15 protein-coding genes and 1 pseudogene are annotated in these 15,972 nt (G+C 74.8%); 7 read left to right on the top strand and 9 right to left on the bottom strand.

Features of this window, described 5'->3' with window-relative positions:
• Positions 1-59 precede the first annotated feature (59 nt).
• Both ACFVHV_RS23040 and ACFVHV_RS23035 read right to left on the bottom strand, forming a co-directional pair.
• Positions 60-881, bottom strand: coding sequence for an ABC transporter permease (locus ACFVHV_RS23040; RefSeq protein WP_380353070.1), 822 nt, complete (start codon positions 879-881; stop codon positions 60-62).
• Positions 878-1,849, bottom strand: coding sequence for an ATP-binding cassette domain-containing protein (locus ACFVHV_RS23035; protein WP_380353068.1), 972 nt, complete (start codon positions 1,847-1,849; stop codon positions 878-880). The genes ACFVHV_RS23040 and ACFVHV_RS23035 overlap by 4 nt, the downstream gene beginning before the upstream one ends.
• A 105-nt stretch (positions 1,850-1,954) precedes the next feature.
• On the opposite strand from ACFVHV_RS23035, the gene ACFVHV_RS23030 reads away from it, so the two are divergent.
• Positions 1,955-2,722 carry a TetR/AcrR family transcriptional regulator gene (locus ACFVHV_RS23030; RefSeq protein WP_380353066.1) on the top strand — a complete coding sequence of 256 codons (768 nt, stop codon included), beginning with the start codon at positions 1,955-1,957 and terminating at the stop codon, positions 2,720-2,722.
• 7 nt (positions 2,723-2,729) lie between these two features.
• On the opposite strand, the gene ACFVHV_RS23025 is transcribed toward ACFVHV_RS23030, so the two are convergent.
• The 3 genes and pseudogenes from ACFVHV_RS23025 to ACFVHV_RS23015 form a co-directional block, all read right to left on the bottom strand.
• Positions 2,730-4,109 carry a pyridoxal-phosphate dependent enzyme gene (locus ACFVHV_RS23025; protein ID WP_380353065.1) on the bottom strand — a complete coding sequence of 460 codons (1,380 nt, stop codon included), beginning with the start codon at positions 4,107-4,109 and terminating at the stop codon, positions 2,730-2,732.
• A gap of 270 nt (positions 4,110-4,379) precedes the next feature.
• Positions 4,380-5,090, bottom strand: a pseudogene (locus ACFVHV_RS23020) (vWA domain-containing protein); the annotation flags it as partial.
• A 118-nt stretch (positions 5,091-5,208) separates the two neighbouring features.
• A complete protein-coding gene (locus tag ACFVHV_RS23015; RefSeq protein WP_359897377.1) occupies positions 5,209-5,769 on the bottom strand; it encodes a hypothetical protein in 561 nt (186 codons plus the stop codon).
• Between the two features lie 141 nt (positions 5,770-5,910).
• On the opposite strand from ACFVHV_RS23015, the gene ACFVHV_RS23010 reads away from it, so the two are divergent.
• Positions 5,911-7,053, top strand: a complete 1,143-nt coding sequence (locus ACFVHV_RS23010; protein WP_359897379.1) for a serine hydrolase domain-containing protein — start codon at positions 5,911-5,913, stop codon at positions 7,051-7,053.
• Complete coding sequence (locus ACFVHV_RS23005) at positions 7,041-7,607, top strand: hypothetical protein (protein WP_380353063.1); 567 nt, start codon at positions 7,041-7,043, stop codon at positions 7,605-7,607. Before ACFVHV_RS23010 ends, ACFVHV_RS23005 begins: the two co-directional genes overlap by 13 nt.
• An 88-nt stretch (positions 7,608-7,695) precedes the next feature.
• Here the strand turns inward: ACFVHV_RS23005 and ACFVHV_RS23000 are convergent, their stop codons facing one another.
• Together ACFVHV_RS23000 and ACFVHV_RS22995 are read right to left on the bottom strand one after the other, a co-directional pair.
• Positions 7,696-8,505, bottom strand: a complete 810-nt coding sequence (locus tag ACFVHV_RS23000; protein WP_359897382.1) for an alpha/beta hydrolase — start codon at positions 8,503-8,505, stop codon at positions 7,696-7,698.
• Positions 8,506-8,791: 286 nt separating this feature from the next.
• The gene (locus ACFVHV_RS22995; RefSeq protein ID WP_359897384.1) at positions 8,792-10,303 is read right to left on the bottom strand and encodes a PQQ-binding-like beta-propeller repeat protein; all 1,512 of its coding nucleotides are present in this window, start codon (positions 10,301-10,303) and stop codon (positions 8,792-8,794) included.
• 328 nt (positions 10,304-10,631) lie between these two features.
• On the opposite strand from ACFVHV_RS22995, the gene ACFVHV_RS22990 reads away from it, so the two are divergent.
• On the top strand, positions 10,632-11,408 hold the full coding sequence (locus tag ACFVHV_RS22990) for a class I SAM-dependent methyltransferase (RefSeq protein ID WP_380353061.1): 777 nt from the start codon (positions 10,632-10,634) through the stop codon (positions 11,406-11,408).
• A 130-nt stretch (positions 11,409-11,538) separates the two neighbouring features.
• Here ACFVHV_RS22990 and ACFVHV_RS22985 read toward each other — a convergent pair whose 3' ends face one another.
• Positions 11,539-12,942 (bottom strand): carotenoid oxygenase family protein, encoded by a 1,404-nt coding sequence (locus ACFVHV_RS22985; protein ID WP_380353059.1) that lies wholly within the window; start codon positions 12,940-12,942, stop codon positions 11,539-11,541.
• Positions 12,939-13,574: a TetR/AcrR family transcriptional regulator gene (locus ACFVHV_RS22980; RefSeq protein ID WP_359897388.1), complete on the bottom strand. Its 636-nt coding sequence runs from the start codon at positions 13,572-13,574 to the stop codon at positions 12,939-12,941. The genes ACFVHV_RS22985 and ACFVHV_RS22980 overlap by 4 nt, the downstream gene beginning before the upstream one ends.
• A gap of 130 nt (positions 13,575-13,704) precedes the next feature.
• On the opposite strand from ACFVHV_RS22980, the gene ACFVHV_RS22975 reads away from it, so the two are divergent.
• From ACFVHV_RS22975 to ACFVHV_RS22965, 3 genes are all read left to right on the top strand, one after another.
• On the top strand, positions 13,705-14,502 hold the full coding sequence (locus tag ACFVHV_RS22975) for a hypothetical protein (protein ID WP_359897390.1): 798 nt from the start codon (positions 13,705-13,707) through the stop codon (positions 14,500-14,502).
• Between the two features lie 325 nt (positions 14,503-14,827).
• Positions 14,828-15,157: a hypothetical protein gene (locus ACFVHV_RS22970; protein ID WP_359897392.1), complete on the top strand. Its 330-nt coding sequence runs from the start codon at positions 14,828-14,830 to the stop codon at positions 15,155-15,157.
• Between the two features lie 32 nt (positions 15,158-15,189).
• Positions 15,190-15,879 (top strand): alpha/beta hydrolase, encoded by a 690-nt coding sequence (locus ACFVHV_RS22965; RefSeq protein WP_380353058.1) that lies wholly within the window; start codon positions 15,190-15,192, stop codon positions 15,877-15,879.
• Positions 15,880-15,972 lie beyond the last annotated feature (93 nt).

The following is a 15,972-nucleotide window of genomic DNA, read 5'->3' as shown; positions in this document are numbered from 1 at the left end:
CAAGACCACACCGGCTCCGCTGTCCAGCACATTTGGCGGGAGTGCCGGAACCCGGCGGATCACCGCCCGTGGGTGGCGAACTTCCGTACGGCGAGCGGCATGCAGACCGCCAGCAGCAAGGCGCTCCAGAGCAGTGCGGCGAGGACGGCGTGCTGCGTGGGCCAGGCGGAACCGGCCCCCGAGGGGTTGCCGAACAGTTCCCGGCAGGCCTGGACGACGGAGCTGACCGGGTTCCACTCGGCGAGGAACCGCAGCCAGCCGGGCATGCCGCCGGTCGGCACGTACGCGTTGGTGATCATCGCCAGCGGGAAGACCGCCACGGACAGCTGACCGGCCGCCTCCTCCTTGCCGACGGCCAGGCCGAGCAGGGTGCCGACCCAGGTCATCACGAATCGGAAGAGCAGCAGCAGCGCGAACGCCCCTGCCGCGTCGGCGAGTCCGTTCCGGGCCTGCCAGCCGGTGGCGAGCCCGACCAGGGCCAGCAGGGCCAGGACGACCATGCTGACCAGCAGGTCGGCGAGGGTCTGCCCGAGCAGCAGCCCGGTGCGGGAGACGGGCATGGAGCGCAGCCGGTCGGTGACTCCGCGCGAGACGTCGCGGGCGGCGCCGACCATGGTCGGCATGATGCCGTTGGTGGCCACCATGGCGAACAGGCCGGGCATCAGGAACTCCCGGTAGTCGCCGCCGCCCGGCACCTGCATGGCGCTGCCGAGGACGTACCCGAAGACCACCACCATCACCACCGGCACGCCCAGGGAGGCGGCCAACAGGCCAGGTGAGTGGCGGTAGTTGAGCAGGACGCGGAGCACCGAGATCCAGCTGCCGGTGGCGAGCCGGCCGATGCCGGACGGTCGCGCCGGGGCGATGTGCGCAGTGGTCACCGGGCGGCCCTCCCGGCGTCCGCGGACTCCTGGGTGAGCGCGAGGAACACGTCGTCCAGCGAGGGCGCCCGCACCGCGACGTCCTGCGCGACGACCCCGGCGCCGTCCAGCTCCCGGACCAGCGACGGCAGCAGGACGGACACGCCGGGCGTGGTCAGCACCGTGACGGTCCGCTCGGCGACGTCCACCCGGGCGTCGCCCCCGGTCATCGAGGACAGCACGACGGCGGTGGCGGCGAGTTGTCCGGGGTCGGCCAGGGTGACGGAGACCTGGCTGCCGATCGCCGCCTTCAGCCGGTCGGGCGGTCCGGTGGCGATGGCGGCGCCGTGGTCGACCACCACGATGTCGTCGGCGAGCCGGTCGGCCTCCTCCAGGTACTGGGTGGTGAGCAGCACGGTGGTGCCGCCGTCCGCGAGCTCCTTGACGGTGTCCCAGATCGCCTGTCGGCTGCGCGGGTCGAGCCCGGTGGTGGGCTCGTCCAGGAAGAGCACCGGCGGGCTGGTGACCAGGCTGGCGATGAGGTCGAGGCGCCGGCGCATGCCGCCGGAGTAGGTGCGCACGAGCCGGTCGGCGGCCTCGGCGAGGCCGAAGCGGGTGAGCAGTTCGTCGGCGCGCCCCCGGGCCCGGCGGGCGCCGAGGTGGTGCAGCCGGCCGAGCAGGCGGAGGTTGTCGCGGCCGGTGACGCCCTCGTCGACGGCGGCGTGCTGCCCGGCGAGGCCGATGGCGCGGCGGACGTCCTCGGCGGCGCGGACGACGTCGTGTCCGGCGACCCTGGCGGTGCCGCGGTCGGGGGCGACCAGGGTGGCGAGGACGCGGACGGCGGTGGTCTTGCCGGCGCCGTTGGGGCCGAGCAGGCCGCAGACGGTGCCGGCCGGGACGGCGAGGTCGAGGCCGCGCAGGGCCTCGGTGGCGCCGAAGCGTTTCTCCACGCCCGCCATCTCGATGGCGGGTCGGGCGGTGTCGGACATGGCTCTGCCCCTCTCTAGGTACAGCGTACGTAGAAGCGCGCGCAGGCGGCATCCTACTACGTACGCCGTACGTATCTAAGATGGGGAAAGCGAGGTGATCTTCCAGTGCCGTCCAGCAAGCCCACGCCGTCCAGCACGCCCGCACCGGGCGGGCCCGCGCCGGCGTCCAGCAAGCCCACGCCCCCCGAGGCCCCCGAAGTGATCTGGCTGCGCCCCGAGCGCACCGGCCGCGGCCCGCGCCCGGCCCACAGCCGCGACTCGATCGCCGCCGCGGCCATCGGGATCGCCGACGCCGAGGGCCTGGACGCGGTGTCCATGCGGCGGGTCGCGGCGGCGCTCGGCGCGGGCACCATGTCGCTCTACAACTACGTGCCGAAGAAGGAGCACCTGCTCGACCTGATGCTCGACGCGGCCACCGCCGAGTACCGGTTCCCGTCAGCGCCGAGCGGCGACGTCCGGGCCGACCTCGCCGACCTCGCCCACCAGCAGCTCGGCATCTTCCGCCGCCACCCCTGGCTGCCCGCACTGGTGCTGGCCCGCCCCGGCATCGGCCCCAACGCCCTGCGCTACACCGACCACTTCCTCGCCGTCACCGCCCCCACCGGCCTCGGCGGGAGCGACCGGATGGAGGCGATGGCCCTGATCAACGGCTTCATCGCCCAGTTCGCCCAGTTCGAGCGGACGGCGGCCGCGGGCGCCAAGTGGCAGTCCGAGCTGGTCGGTTACCTCGGCCGGGCGGCGGCGAGCGGCGAATTCCCGCACCTGGCCCAGGCCTTCGCCGCCGCGGGCCCGCCCGCCGACCCGGACCGGGCGTTCGACCGCACCCTGGACCGGGTGATCTCCGCCGTCCTGATGCCGGCGGGCGACAGCTGACGCACCGTCAGTCCGCGAGGAACTCCCTGGTCAGCAGCCCCGCCACCCGGCCGTCCAGCAGCACCAGCACCGCAGGGCGCCCGCCCGCCAGCGCCGCCCGCGCCTCGGCCGCCGACTGCCCGACGCCGACCGTCGGCAGCGCCGGCCCGAGCAGCGCGCCCAGCGGGTCCCCCGGTTCGGCGCTGCCGTCCGCGAGCGCCGCCGTCAGCACCTCCCGGGACACCGAGCCCGTCACCTCGGTCGCGTTCACCCCGAACGGGCGCGCCGGCCGCGCCAGCACCGCCGGGGCGACGCCGCCCGGCGCGTCCCGCAGCGCCCGGGCCGCCTCGCCGACGGTGGTGCCGGCGTCGACCGTCACCAGCGGCCCGGCCGCCTCCAGCAAGGGGCGCAGGCCCTCCGCCTCGTCCTCCAGGAAGCCCCACTCCCGCATCCACGCGTCACTGTGCACCTTGGACAGGTAGGAGCGGCCCGAGTCGGGCAGCACCACCACGACCAGGTCGTCCGGCCCGAGCGTCCGCGCCACCCGCAGCGCCGCCGCGACCGCAGTGCCGGAGGACGGGCCGGCCAGCAGGCCCTCCTCGCGCGCGAGCCGGCGCGCCGTCAGCAGCGACTCGCGGTCCCGGATCCGCTCGAAGGAGTCGATCACCTCCGACCGGTAGGCCTGCGGCCAGCGGTCCTCGACGGTTTCGGGGTGGAGGAAGTGCCCGATGCTCTCGACGAACCACGGGCTGCCGTCCCCGCCCCCGTACGAGGAGGACTCCGGGTCCGCGCCGACCACGGTCACCGTGCCGCCGGAGACCTCCTTCAGGTATCCGCCGGTACCGGTGATGGTGCCGCCGGTACCGACGCCCGCGACGAAGTGGGTGACCCGGCCGCCGGTCTGCTCCCAGATCTCGGGGCCGGTGGTCCGGACATGCGCGTCAGGATTGGCCAGGTTGTCGTACTGGTTGGCCAGCCAGGCACCGGGGATCTCCTCGGCCAGCCGCTGGACCACCTTGAACAGGTGCCTCGGGTCCTCCTGGGGCACCAGGGTCGGCGCGAGCACCACCTCGGCGCCGTACGCGCGCAGGATGTCCGCCTTCTCGGCCGCCGCCTTGTCCGCCACCCCGGCGATCACCCGGTACCCGCGCTGCCGGCCGACGATCGCCAGGCCGATGCCGGTGTTGCCGGAGGTCGCCTCGATGATCGTCCCGCCCGGCCTCAGCAGGCCGTCCCGCTCGGCGGCCAGCACCATCGACAGTGCGGCGCGGTCCTTGACGCTGCCTCCGATGCTGAGGAACTCCGCCTTGGCGTAGATCGGCGCGGCGATCCCGGCGCCGAGCCGGGCGAGGCGGATCAGCGGCGTCCCGCCGATCGCGTCGAGGACGGATTCGTGAACTGCGGCCATCGTCGGCCCCTTTCGCTGGCGCTGTCCGTCCGAGCCTGCCCAGGCCAGGGGCCCGGTAGACGGCGGCGACACCGTTCCTCACGGACCGCCTTCGTCCAGGCCGTCGAAGCCCGCCCCTCCCCGCCTCACCGCCTGACCGCGCCGGCTGCGCTTCCCCGGGCCCCCGGTCAGGGTGGCCCAGAAGCCCCGGCGCTCCGACGACGGGGCCGCCGGGGCCGCCTTCGCCTTCGGCTTCGGCTGCGGTTGCGGCTGCGGCGCCGGTTGTTCCGGGACGATGCCCTGGGCCCGGGCGGCCGCGAGCCAGCTCGGCAGCTCGGAGAGCAGCAGGTCGTACAGGTCCTCGTCGGAGACCGTCCGGGGATCGCGCCCCAGGTGGACGAAGCCCGCGTTGTCGATCGACCGCTTCTCCGGGACGGGCAGTTCGTCCAGCTTCCGCAGGAAGTCGAACTGCTTGCCGTCCGGATCCCCGAAGCCGATGAACTGCCAGAAGATCGGCAGCGTCGCCGCCTCGCACAGCCGCTTCTCCGCCGCGCTCTTGCTGATCGGGCCGCCGTCCGTCTGGAACAGGACGAAGGCCGGCGCCGTGGCCCCGCTCTCCCGGTAGTGCCGGACCACCGCGTCCATCGCCAGGTGGTAGCTGGTCTTCCCCATGTGCCCGAGGCCCGCGACGATCCGGTCGATCCAGCCCGCGTGGTCCGCCAGGGCGATCTCGGCCTGGGCGTCGACCTCGGTGGAGAAGAAGACGACCGGCACGCTCCCGTCGTCGTCCAGGTGGGCCGACAGCCCCAGCACCCGGTCGGCGAGCGCCTGGACGCTGCCGTCCTTGTAGTAGGGCCGCATCGAACCGGAGTAGTCGACCACCAGGTACACCGCCACCCGCTGGCCGTTCAGCCCGCGCCGCTCCACCGAGGCGCCGGCCGTCTTGTAGAGGCTCACCAGCCCTGGCGCGCTCCGCTCGACCTTGCTCAGACTGACGGCCATGTCCCGCTCCCTTGCCCACTGCGGCAGCCGAGCTGCCGGCGCGCGTGATCGTCAACGCGCTCCCGACACTCTGCGGGGCGGACGGCGGCCACGGCAAGCCTTCGCCCCGACCCGCCGCTCACCAGCCGTCCGGGTGCCGCGACAGCCAGTCGGCGTGCCGCTCCTTCAACCGGTCGCGCTCCTCCGGCGTGGCCAGGTGGACGTCCGCGCCGCCGTCGTACGGGTGGTACAGCCGCCGCATCCCGGTGTCCGTGACGATCACCCCGGCCTCCCGCTCGTCGGCGACCCGGCGCAGCAGCCGGTCCAGGCCGCCCCGCCGCCACTGCCGCCGTTCCACGAAGACGTGGCAGTAGGTGCGGAACTCCGGCTCGGGGTCGTCGCTCTGGAGCCAGGTGCGCCAGTGCCTCGCGTCCCGGCGCATCCGGGGGACGCTCGTCCTGCTCGTCCACCTGGGCGTGAGGACGTACACCTCGGCGCCGGCGAACAGCTCGTCCAGCACGGTGTTGTGGCGTTCCAGGACGATCGCGTACTCGCGCTCGTCGTCGGGGTACCGCTTGGACTCCGGCAGGCTGTGGAAGCGCACCCAGACGTCCCGCGCCCGGCTGTCGATCTCGTGCCCGACGGGCTCCGTGCCGGGCCACCGCCGCTCCCAGAGCGCGGTCAGCGCCTCGCGATCCACCTGGTCCCCTCCTCCGTGCCGAGGGGCGAGTCTGCCACATCCGTCCCACCAGCCCCGGCCTGGTGAAATCCCCTCGTCACGGCCGCCCGGCTCCCGTAGCGTGGTTCGGTCGATCTTGAGGGCAGAACGGGGCACCACATCATGCAGCAGCACCACGGCTGGGCCGACGAGCGCTTCGGCGCCGTCGCGGACGCCTTCGCCGCCAACTTCACCGAGTTCCCCGAACTGGGCGCCGCCGTCACGGTGTTCTCCGGCGGCCGGAAGGTGGTCGAGCTGTGGGGCGGCACGGCCGACGACCGCACCGGCCGGGCCTGGACGCAGGACACCGTCGTACCGGTGTTCTCCTGCGCCAAGGGCCCGGTGAGCATCTCCGCGCACCTGCTCGCCCAGCAGGGCCGGCTCGACCTGGACGCACCGGTCGCCCGCTACTGGCCGGAGTTCGCCCGGAACGGCAAGCAGGCCGTCACCACCCGGATGATCCTCGGCCACCGCGCCGGCCTCCCGGCCCTGGACGCGGCGCTCTCCTTCGAGGAGGTCGCCGCCTGGGATCCGGTGATCCGGGCGATCGAGGCGCAGCGGCCGCTCTGGGAGCCGGGCTCCACCCACGAGTACCACGGCCATGTGTTCGGCTTCGCGGTCGGCGAGGTGATCCGCCGGATCACCGGGCTGACCCCGGGCGTGTTCCTGCGCGAGGAAATCGCCGAGCCGCTCGGGCTGCCGGTCCGGATCGGCCTGCCGGAGAGCGAACTGCCGCGCCTGGCACGGCTGGTGGAGGCCGAGGGCCGCCGTCCGATGCCTGGCCCGGAGCACCTGCTCACCCGGATCGTCACCATGAACGGCGCCCTGGTCTTCCCCGGCCTGGACGTGCCGCACGGCTGGAACGACCCGGACCTGCACGCGATCGAGCTGCCCGGCGCGGGCGCCGTCGCCTCGGCCACCGGCCTGGCGGGCCTCTACGCGGCGGCGGCCACCGGCCTGGACGGCGGCGAGCGGCTGCTCTCCGCCGACACCGTGACCGACGCGGTGCGCGAAGTCTCCTCCGGCGCGGGCTTCCTGGGCTTCGACCTGGGCGCCCGCTGGGGCTCCGGCCTGCTGCTGGACTCCCCCGCCTTCCGCCCCCTGCTCGGCGCGCGCAGCTTCGGCAACGACGGCGCCGGCGGCCAGTTCGCCTTCGGGGACGACGAGTTCGGCGTCGGCTTCGGCTACGTCGCCAACCGGATGATCGGCCACGGCGACGCCCGGGCGAACCGCCTGATCGAGGCGGTGCGCGGGTGCCTGGGCTGACGGGCTTCCTCCCGCTCGTCACCGGGCTGGCCACCACCGGCGGCCTCGGCGAGCTGCGCTACGGTGCCTCACTGCCCGAACTCGCCGCCCACTACGGCGATCCGTGGGACGGCGGCCGCGTCCACCGCGGCCACCGGTGGCCGCACGCCTTCGGCTGGGGCGACGTGCAGACGGTGTTCTGCCGCTGCCGCCGGCTCCACGCGCTGTCGCTGCCGGTCTGGCACGGCGAGCTCGACCTCCCCCGGCCCGGCGGCGGCTCGGTGACGCTCGACACCCACGTCTCCGAGCGGGACCTGATGGCGGCGCTGACCGCCACCGGCCACGGCTGGCGGACGGTGACGTACGAGAACCTCCCGGGCCAGCGGAACCTGGAGTTCTCGCCGGCCGAGGAGGTCCGGGTCGAGCTGGTGCTCACCGACCGCGACGGCTACGACCAGCCGCCGCTTCCGGAGTGGGTGCTGCACAAGGCGGTGCTGTGGGGCTTCGAGCACGTCGAGTGCCCCGCGCCGGACGGCGACCTGCCGGACGACGGCTGGGGCGCCGGCGACCGGTAGGGCCGCTGCCGACCGGTGGGGCGGACGCCCGCCCGGGCCGCCCCGTCCCCGGTGGAGGGTCGGCCCGCCGCAACCGCGGCGGCGCGCCTCAGCCCAGCGCCCTCGGCAGCACCACGCGCACCCACTCCTCCGGCTGCGAGAGGTGCGGCGCGTGCCCGGCGCCCGCGTACAGGTGGCGTTCCGGCTTGGGCAGGGCGAGGTCGATCAGGTCCAGCACCTCGCCGAACATCGGGGCGCTGTCGTCGCTCTGGGTGAGCAGCGCGGGCTCGCCGAACCGGGACAGCCCGGTGAGGTCGAGGTCGAGCGCGTCCGGGTCGCGCAGCTCGTCGAGGTAGGTGGGCGCGTTGCGGATGTAGGTGTGCCGGACCGGCGCGGGCAGTTGCTCCCAGGCGCCGGGGCCGAGGGCGAGGCTGTCCACGTACAGTTCGGCGGCGGCGGCCGACTCCGCCTGCTCCAGCAGCTCCCGGACGGCGGCGATCCGGTCGGCGAAGGCGGTGCCGATCGGGCGCAGGTCCGGGTCGGCGAGCAGGATTCCGGTCCCCGGCGGCTCGTGCACGGCGATCCCGCGCAGCAGGTCGGGCCGGGCGGCGGCGAGGCGGAGGGTGACCAGTGCCCCGTAGGAGTCGCCGTAGGCGAAGGCGGGCGCCAGGCCCAGCCCCTGGATCAGCCCGGCCAGGTCGGCCGCGTCCTCGTGCACCGAACCCTGGGTGAGCGGGTCCTCGCTGCGACTGTGCCCCCGGCGGTCGTAGGCGACCGCGGTGGTGGACTCGGCCAGGCCCGGCAGCACCCGCGCCCAGGAGTCCGCATCGCTCCAGGAACCGTGCACCAGGACGACGCCGGGGCCCTCACCACGGGCCTCGTAGTGCAGCGCCACCCCGTTCACCCTGATCTCGGCCATCACGAGTCTCCCGATCTCGGCGGTGCTCCCCCACCAGCGTGACACAACCGCCCGGAAGGCTCAGGTCCTCCGGTGGCGGGCCCGTCGAGGGCGGCCGGGCGGATCGCGCCGGCCCTCTCCGCGGGTGGTCGGGCGGATCGCGAGGGCCGCCTCCCCTGGTGATCGGGCGCCGCGCGGCCGTGCCGGACCGCCGGTCCCCCGGTCACCGCGGTCACCCGGCGTCACCGGCCGCCCCGCCACCGCCCGTTGCGATGACGGTCCGTTACCGGTGTCCCGGGCGCGGTCCTCAGCTCAGCACCCGCACCGGCGGCTCGTCCCGGGTCCCGTCCTCCGCGACCACCGTGAACCGCTCCGGGCCCGACACCGACAGGTCCACCGGGTAGAGCGACGCGGTGTCGTTGACGTCCAGCACGGCGCTCTGCCGCCCGGTCGCCACCTCCACCCTGGTCACCCGGCCCCGGGTCATCGCCCACACCGAGCCGCCGTCCACCACCAGGCCGGTCACCTGGTCGTCCAGCCCCGCCGTCCAGCGCCTGCCGCCGTCCGCGAGCGAGTACGCCAGCAGCCGGCCGGTGGCGGTCCGGCTCGGGTGCTTGCCGCCGCTGATGCCGATGTCGCCGGGCTTCTCCCCCGGCACGACGAACAGGTCCCCCACCACCACCCCGCCGAACAGCGGCCGGGCGGTGAACTCGTCGAAGGCGTGCAGCCCGCCCAGCATCACGTCCAGGTCGTACTCGTCCCCGGCGACCGGTATCGCCGCCCGCTGCCGGCCGGTCCGGTCGTAGCTGAGCACCGCGTGGGTGCCGCGCTCGGCCTGGGCGTCCACCCACACCGCGAGCGGGTCGACCGACACCACCGCGAGGTTCTTCAGCCCGCCCGTCGCGGGCAGCGCGATCCGCTGCTGCTCCCGGCCGTCCGCCGGGGCGAGCGAGCGCAGCACGGGAGCGGTGTCGCCGCACTGCGCGACCGTGACGGCGTCCCCGGGGCCGCCCGCGACCTGCAGCGGGGTGCAGCCGGGATCGGCCGCGCTGTGCCAGACGTCCCGGCCGTCCGCCAGCCGAACGGCGCGCCAGCCGGCCTTCTCCTGGAGCAGGGCCTGCTGCCCGGCCACCGCGACCACGTCCGGCGTCGCGTCGTCCCCGTCCCGGGCGGGCGCGTCCACGGTGGCGGTCCAGCCCTCCCGGCCGTCGGCGAGGTCGAGCGCGGTGACGGCGGAGCAGGGCCCGTCGTGCGGCGAGTGGCCGATCAGGCCGAGGGCGTCGCCGCGGGCCGTCCCGTCGGGCCCGGTGCCCCGGCTCATCGCGCACACCGTGTCCTGCCCGGGCGGGGACCAGCTCCAGGCGACGGCCCCGGTGGCGCTGCGGTAGGCCACCACCAGGTCCGGGCGGACCCGCACCACGAGGTCCCCGCTGGTCCAGCTGCCCACCGCACGGACCGTGGAGGGCCGGTCCAGCGGCGCCTTCCAGGAGTCGTTGAGCCCGTCCCCGGCGAAGCCGACGAAGATCGCGAGCCCCAGCAGTGCCCCGACCGCGGCCGAGGGGAAGCCGGCCCTCGGGTGGATCAGCGCCCAGACGAAGCCCGCACCGCAGGGCATCAGCCCGAGGATGCTGATGATCCCCATGTACGCGAGGCTCTCGCCGCCGAACCCGTTCGCCGGGCCGAACAGCACGGCGAGCCCCATGCTCGCGAACATCGCCCCCAGCACCCCGCCGGAGACCACCATCCAGGTCTCCTTGTCCCAGGCGAACCTGGCTCCCCACCTCGCCCGGACGACAGTGTCCTCGGGCCGAACGGCCATGCCGGTCTCTCCCCTGCGACGCGCCGCCCACCGCGTCGGGGCGACGATCATCGGATCGTCGCAGAGCGCGCCATGATCCGGAACAAAGAGCAGGGAAAACCCCGGCCATGACCCGCACATACCAGGCCCCGAGCGCCGGGACCGTGACGAATCCTCCCCCCGCGCGTCGGCTGCCGCCCGTCCGCGCCCCGTCCACCGGCGGCCCCGTCCGCCCCTGTCCGGCCGCCGTCGGATCGCCGTCCGCCCCCCGTCCGGCCCCTGTCCGACCGCCGTCCGACCGCCGGAAATCGATTGCCCGCCGCTGGGGCGCTGGCTAGCGTTGCCCGACATGACCGCGACACCCGCCATCCCCGACTGGCGCACCGCCAACCGTGCGAACTGGGACGAGCGCGTGCCCGTCCACGCCACCGGCCCGTTCTACGACCTTCCCGGCTTCGTCGCGGGCCGTGACACCCTCCAGGACTACGAGCCCGCCGAGGTGGGCGACGTCACCGGTCGCACGCTGCTCCACCTCCAGTGCCACCTCGGGCTCGACACCCTCTCCTGGGCCCGCCGCGGCGCCGTCGTCACCGGACTGGACTTCTCCGCCCCGGCCGTCGCGGCCGCCGCCGACCTCGCCGCCCGGATCGGCGCCGACGACGCCCGGTTCGTCACCTCCGACGTCTACGACGCCGCCGAGGCGCTCGACGGACGGACGTACGACATCGTCTACACCGGCTTCGGCGCGCTCTGCTGGCTCCCCGACCTCGCCCGCTGGGCCCGGACGGTCGCCGCGCTCCTCGCCCCCGGCGGCTTCCTCTACCTCGCCGAGCACCACCCGGTGGCCGACGTCCTCTCCGACGACGGGCGCAGCTTCGAGGAGGACTACTTCGAGCGCACCCCGATCCTCGTCGACCACCCCGGCACCTACGCCGACCCGGACGCCCGGCTCGACGCCACCGTCACCGTCCAGTGGCAGCACGGCCTCGGCGAGGTCGTCACCGCGCTGGCCGAGGCCGGCCTCCGTCTGGACTTCCTCCACGAGCACGCCCACGCCCACTTCCGCGTCCCCGCCGGCTCCCCCGCGCCGCAGTCCTACTCCCTGCGTGCCACCCGGCCCCGCTGACCCCTCCCGGGCCGCGCCCGGCTCTCCGGCCGGTTCCTCACCGGCTCTCCGCCCGGCCCGGCGGCCTGCCCACGGGCGCGCCCTGAACGGCCTCCCGGAACGGCCTCCCTGGCGGGCACATATTGGCCCCTCAGCCTCGGCCCGGTTCCCCGCCCGGCACCCAGTTGCCGTGCAGGCCCAGCGGTACCCGCACCGGCAGGTGGACACGGGCGAGGGGCTCGCCGGTGAAGTCCTGGGCGGCGAGGATCACCAGGTCCGCCGCGCCCCGGTCCGGGTCGTGGACGTAGGCCATCAGACAGCCGTCGTCCTCCGCCGTCGGCGACTCCGCGGGCACGAACACCGCCTCGCCCACCGCCCCGTCACGCCCGAAGTCGTGGACCTCGACGGTCCCCCGGCTCAGGTCGTGCTTGAGCAGGGCGTTGCGGAAACCCTCGTCCGGGCGGTCGCCCCCGGGGCCGGCCGCGGGCGCGTAGAGCTCGACGGCGGCCGCGTAGCCGTAGCGGTAAGGGCGCCCGGTGTGACGGGAGTTGACGCGCGGGAATTCCTGGACCCGGTCGTCCAGCCGCTCCTCCCGCACCGTCCCCGCCGCCAGGTCGATCGTCCAGCGGTCGAGCGTGGGCCGGCTCGCGCCGATGTCGCGCAGGTCGATGCCCGGCGGGTGCCGCACGACGTCGACCACCAGTGAATCCGCCGTCCGCTCGTACGCGTTGAGGGTGTGGCCGACCAGGTGCGGCGCGAGCTCGAACCACCGCACCGCGCCGCCCTCGCGCGGCATCACCCCGATCCGCGCGGCGCGCCGCCCGTCCCAGGTGAAGGGCACCCCGGTGGCCAGGTGCGCCGCGCTGAACACCACCGGCGTGTCGTACAGCAGCACGAACCGCTCGGTGAGCGCGAAGTCGTGCATGTACGGGTTCCCGGGCACCTCGATCAACGTGCTGCGCCGGACGGCGCCGGCGGCGTCCATCACGATGTGCTGCACCTGGTCGGAGCCGTACCGGAAGGCCAGCGAGTGCAGTTCCCCGCTGTGCGGGTCGAGGATCGAGTGGGCGTTGGCGCTGAACCCCTCCGGCGTGGCGCCCAGTTCGCACGGCCCCACCGTGTCCAGCTCGTAGGTGAGTTCGTACGGGCGGATGCCGCCCTCGATCAGCGCGTAGGTGCGCCCGGCGAGGCCCGCGACCTGCACGTTGGGGGAGATGTCCAGCCGCTCGTCGACGGGCGTGCCGCGCCGGGGCTCGCCGAGCCGGTCGGCGACCGCACCGGAGCGGACCCAGCGGTTGCGGTACCACTCGGCGCGCCCGTCCCGGATCCGGACACCGTGCACCATGCCCGCGCCGAGGGTCCACAGGTGCGCGACCGGATCCTCGATGCCCAGCGGATTGGGGCCGTTGCGCAGGTAGCGCCCGTCGAGGTGGGCCGGTATGCGGCCGGTGACGGGCAGGTCGTGGGCGGTGACCTCCTCGGTCACCGGGGCGAAGTTCCCGCGCAGGAAGCGGTTGCGGCTCGTGCCGTCACGGTCCGGACCGTCGCTGCTCATGGTGTCGACCTCTCGTCAGGTGATGGGGTGGCGGCGGCGAAGGCCCGTCCCAGCGCGGCCATCAGCGCCTCGTAGCGCGCCCCGGCCTCGGCCGGCGCGAAGTGGCCGGCGAGTTCCAGGCTCACCGCGCCGTGGGTGGCCGCCCAGAAGAGCTTGGACACCTCGTGGGCGTCGGCGGGCCGGAAGACCCCGGCCGCGATGCAGGCCTCCACCGCGGCCACCGAGGCACCGAACGCGCCGTCCGCGACGGCCAACGCCTCGGCGCCCGGCCGGAATCCGGGGACCGGCTGCTCGAACATCACCCGGTAGTAGGCGGGTTCGGCGATCGCCCGCTCCCGGTAGGCCCGGCCGAGCTCGGTCAGATGGGCCAATGGGTCGTCCCCGCGCGGGACTTGCTCCTGCGCCCGGCGCAGCCGCCCGAAGCCCTCCCGGTACAGCGCGTCCAGCAGCCCCTCCTTCCCGCCGAACATCGTGTACAGCACCTTGGTCGAGGAGCCGATCTCGGCGGCGATCCGGCGCACGGTCAGTGCGGCGGGGCCTTCGGCGACGAGGAGGGCGATGGCGCGGTCGAGGATCACGGCGCGCACGGCACCCTGGCCGACCCGCTGCGCGTCCTGGTAGGGCGTGCTCATGGGCAACAACGTAACCGACGGGAAACAGTGTTACCACCCTTTGCGCGCAACGGTTTTCGACACCCACCCGGCCCGACCGTCCAGCCGCCCCGACTAGACTGGCGCGCTCGAAAACCGAGGGGAGTCAGCGATGAGCGGTGCCACCCGCTGCGACCAGGTCGCGGCCGAGGCGGGCCTGGGTGAACGGCGGCGGCTGTACCGGACCAGCCGCCGGATCGGCGACGGAGTGGGCAAGTGGGGCCTGGGACTGCCCGGCATCCTCGTCATCGCCGCCTCCGGCTGGACCTGGTGGGGCGCCGTCCTCGCGGTCGCCGCCGTGACGGCGGCCGCCTGGGCCTACAAGAACGTGCCGCCGCGCTCCGGGCTGATCGCCGTGGCGCGCTACGAGGGCGGCCTCGTCCTCCACCACGCCGGCGGCGACTTCCGCGCCCTGCCCTGGGACGCCATCGAGAGCCACGAGTACATACCCTCCCGGATGGAATTCCGCGGCAACCTGAGCATCGAGCACTTCGGCCGCGTCGTCATCCTGGCGCGCGGCCGCGAAACCCCCTTCGTGGTCTCGAAACTGGCGGGCCGTTACGAACCGGGGCTGGCCGAGGCCATCCGCGCGGGCCTGATGCCGCGCTACACCGCGCCGCTGCACGAGCGGTTCGAGGAAGAGGGGCACGTCGTATTCGGGACGGTGCTCGCCGTGCTGCCCGCGGGACTCCTCGTCGACCCCGGCAGCGACCACGGCACGGCCCCGCTGCCGTGGAGCGACCTCCAGGACGTCACCGCCGAGAACACGCGCGAGCTCCGGATCACGGCGCGCACCGAACCGAGCCCGGGCGGACGGGTCGTCACCCGCGTCCTCGCCGATGCGGACGTCGTCGCGGCGTTCCTCCGGGAGACCCGGGAGAAACTCCTGCCGGAGCAGCACGCCGAGTGACCGGGCCACCCGACCGGGTCGGCGTGACCGGGGCCGCGTGACCGGGGCCGCGGCCCCGCCCCGAGCGCACCGGTCGACTCGACGGCCGTCCGCCAGGGCGCGCCAACCCCGCGCCACGGTGCGACCGTTGACATGCGCCGGGCATCCGTCGCAGCACCGGCGGCACCGGGTCCGCGCGCCGTGCTGCGCCGACCGGGTCAACCTCGGCACCGGACTGTACGCGGACGCCCGGTCGGCTCGTTCTGCTGTACATGCCTCCCCCGATCCCGACGCCACCGCCGCTGCCCGCACACAGCACCGCACGGAACGCCGCTCGGAGGTTCCCGTGGCCGTGATCGGCCGTGCGGCGGCCACCGTGGTCGCACTGGGCATCCTGCTCATCCCGGCGGCCGTCACGGCGGGCACCGACCTGCCGCCCGAGCTCGGCGCGGGCTGGTGGGAGGTGTCGGCCAACGCCGCCAACGTCCGGGTCGACCACTTCGGCGAGGAGACCGTCGTCGGGTTAGCCCGTTCGGGTGACCGGGTCGAGGTCGTGGACACCTGGACCTCACCGCTCGGCGCCCGCTGGGCGAAGGTCATGGTGGTGCGCACCCGGGTCTCCGGCTGGGTCCTGTGGTCCCTCCTCGCGCACCGGGACCCGTCCTCGGAACCGTAGAATCCGCCTGTACACATCAGGAGGGATTTCGCGTGTTCCGAGCGCAGCGTCCGCGCACCGCAGAGCTGACCGCACGACAGGGAGAGGGGCCGGTCGACGGCGTCGCCCTGCTGCTGCCGGGCGGATTCCTCCGCAGTCGGCGAGCACCGCTGAAGGTCGCCGAGCTGGGCCTGCGGGACCTGGCCGCCGAGCTCACCGACCGCGGCCAGCCGCACGGCCTCGCGGTGCACCTGCTGCGCTACCGCCACGGCGGCTGGAACGGCGCGGACGCCGACACCGCCGTCGACACCCTGTGGGCGCTCGACGAGCTGGCCCGGCTGTACCCGGGCGCACCCGTCGTCCTGATCGGCAACTCGCTGGGCGGGCGCGCCGCCTTCTGGTGCGCCGGGCACCCGTCCGTGGTCGGCGTTGCCGGGATCGCGCCGTGGCTGCCCAGCGGCGACCCGGTCGACCAGCTGGCCGGGCGGCGGGTGCTGATCGTCCACGGCACCGGGGACCACAGCTCGGCCAGTGCCACCCAGTCCCTGGAGTACGCGCTGCGCGCCCGCCGGGTCGTCCCGGACCTCGCGCGGTACGAGGCCCCGGGCGCCAACCACCTGCTGATCCGCGAGTCCCGCGACATCAGCGCGCTGACCACCGCGTTCACCCTCGCCGCCCTGGGCGCCGAGCCCGCCCCGCTGATGACGGGAGCGGTCTGCACCCGGCTCCCGGCCCGGGTCTAGGCCCGGCCCCGGCCCCAGGCGCCGGCCCCGCCGCACCCCGCGCCGTCCCGCGCCGTCCCGCGCCCCGGGCCTCCCCTGCCGATCGGCAGGGGA

It is taken from the genome of Kitasatospora sp. NPDC127116 (assembly GCF_042677365.1).
In the GTDB taxonomy this organism is placed as follows: Bacteria; Actinomycetota; Actinomycetes; order Streptomycetales; family Streptomycetaceae; genus Kitasatospora; species Kitasatospora lactacystinica.
The sequence above is the reverse complement of the archived record's forward strand: the minus strand, read 5'-3'. Positions and strand labels throughout refer to the sequence as shown.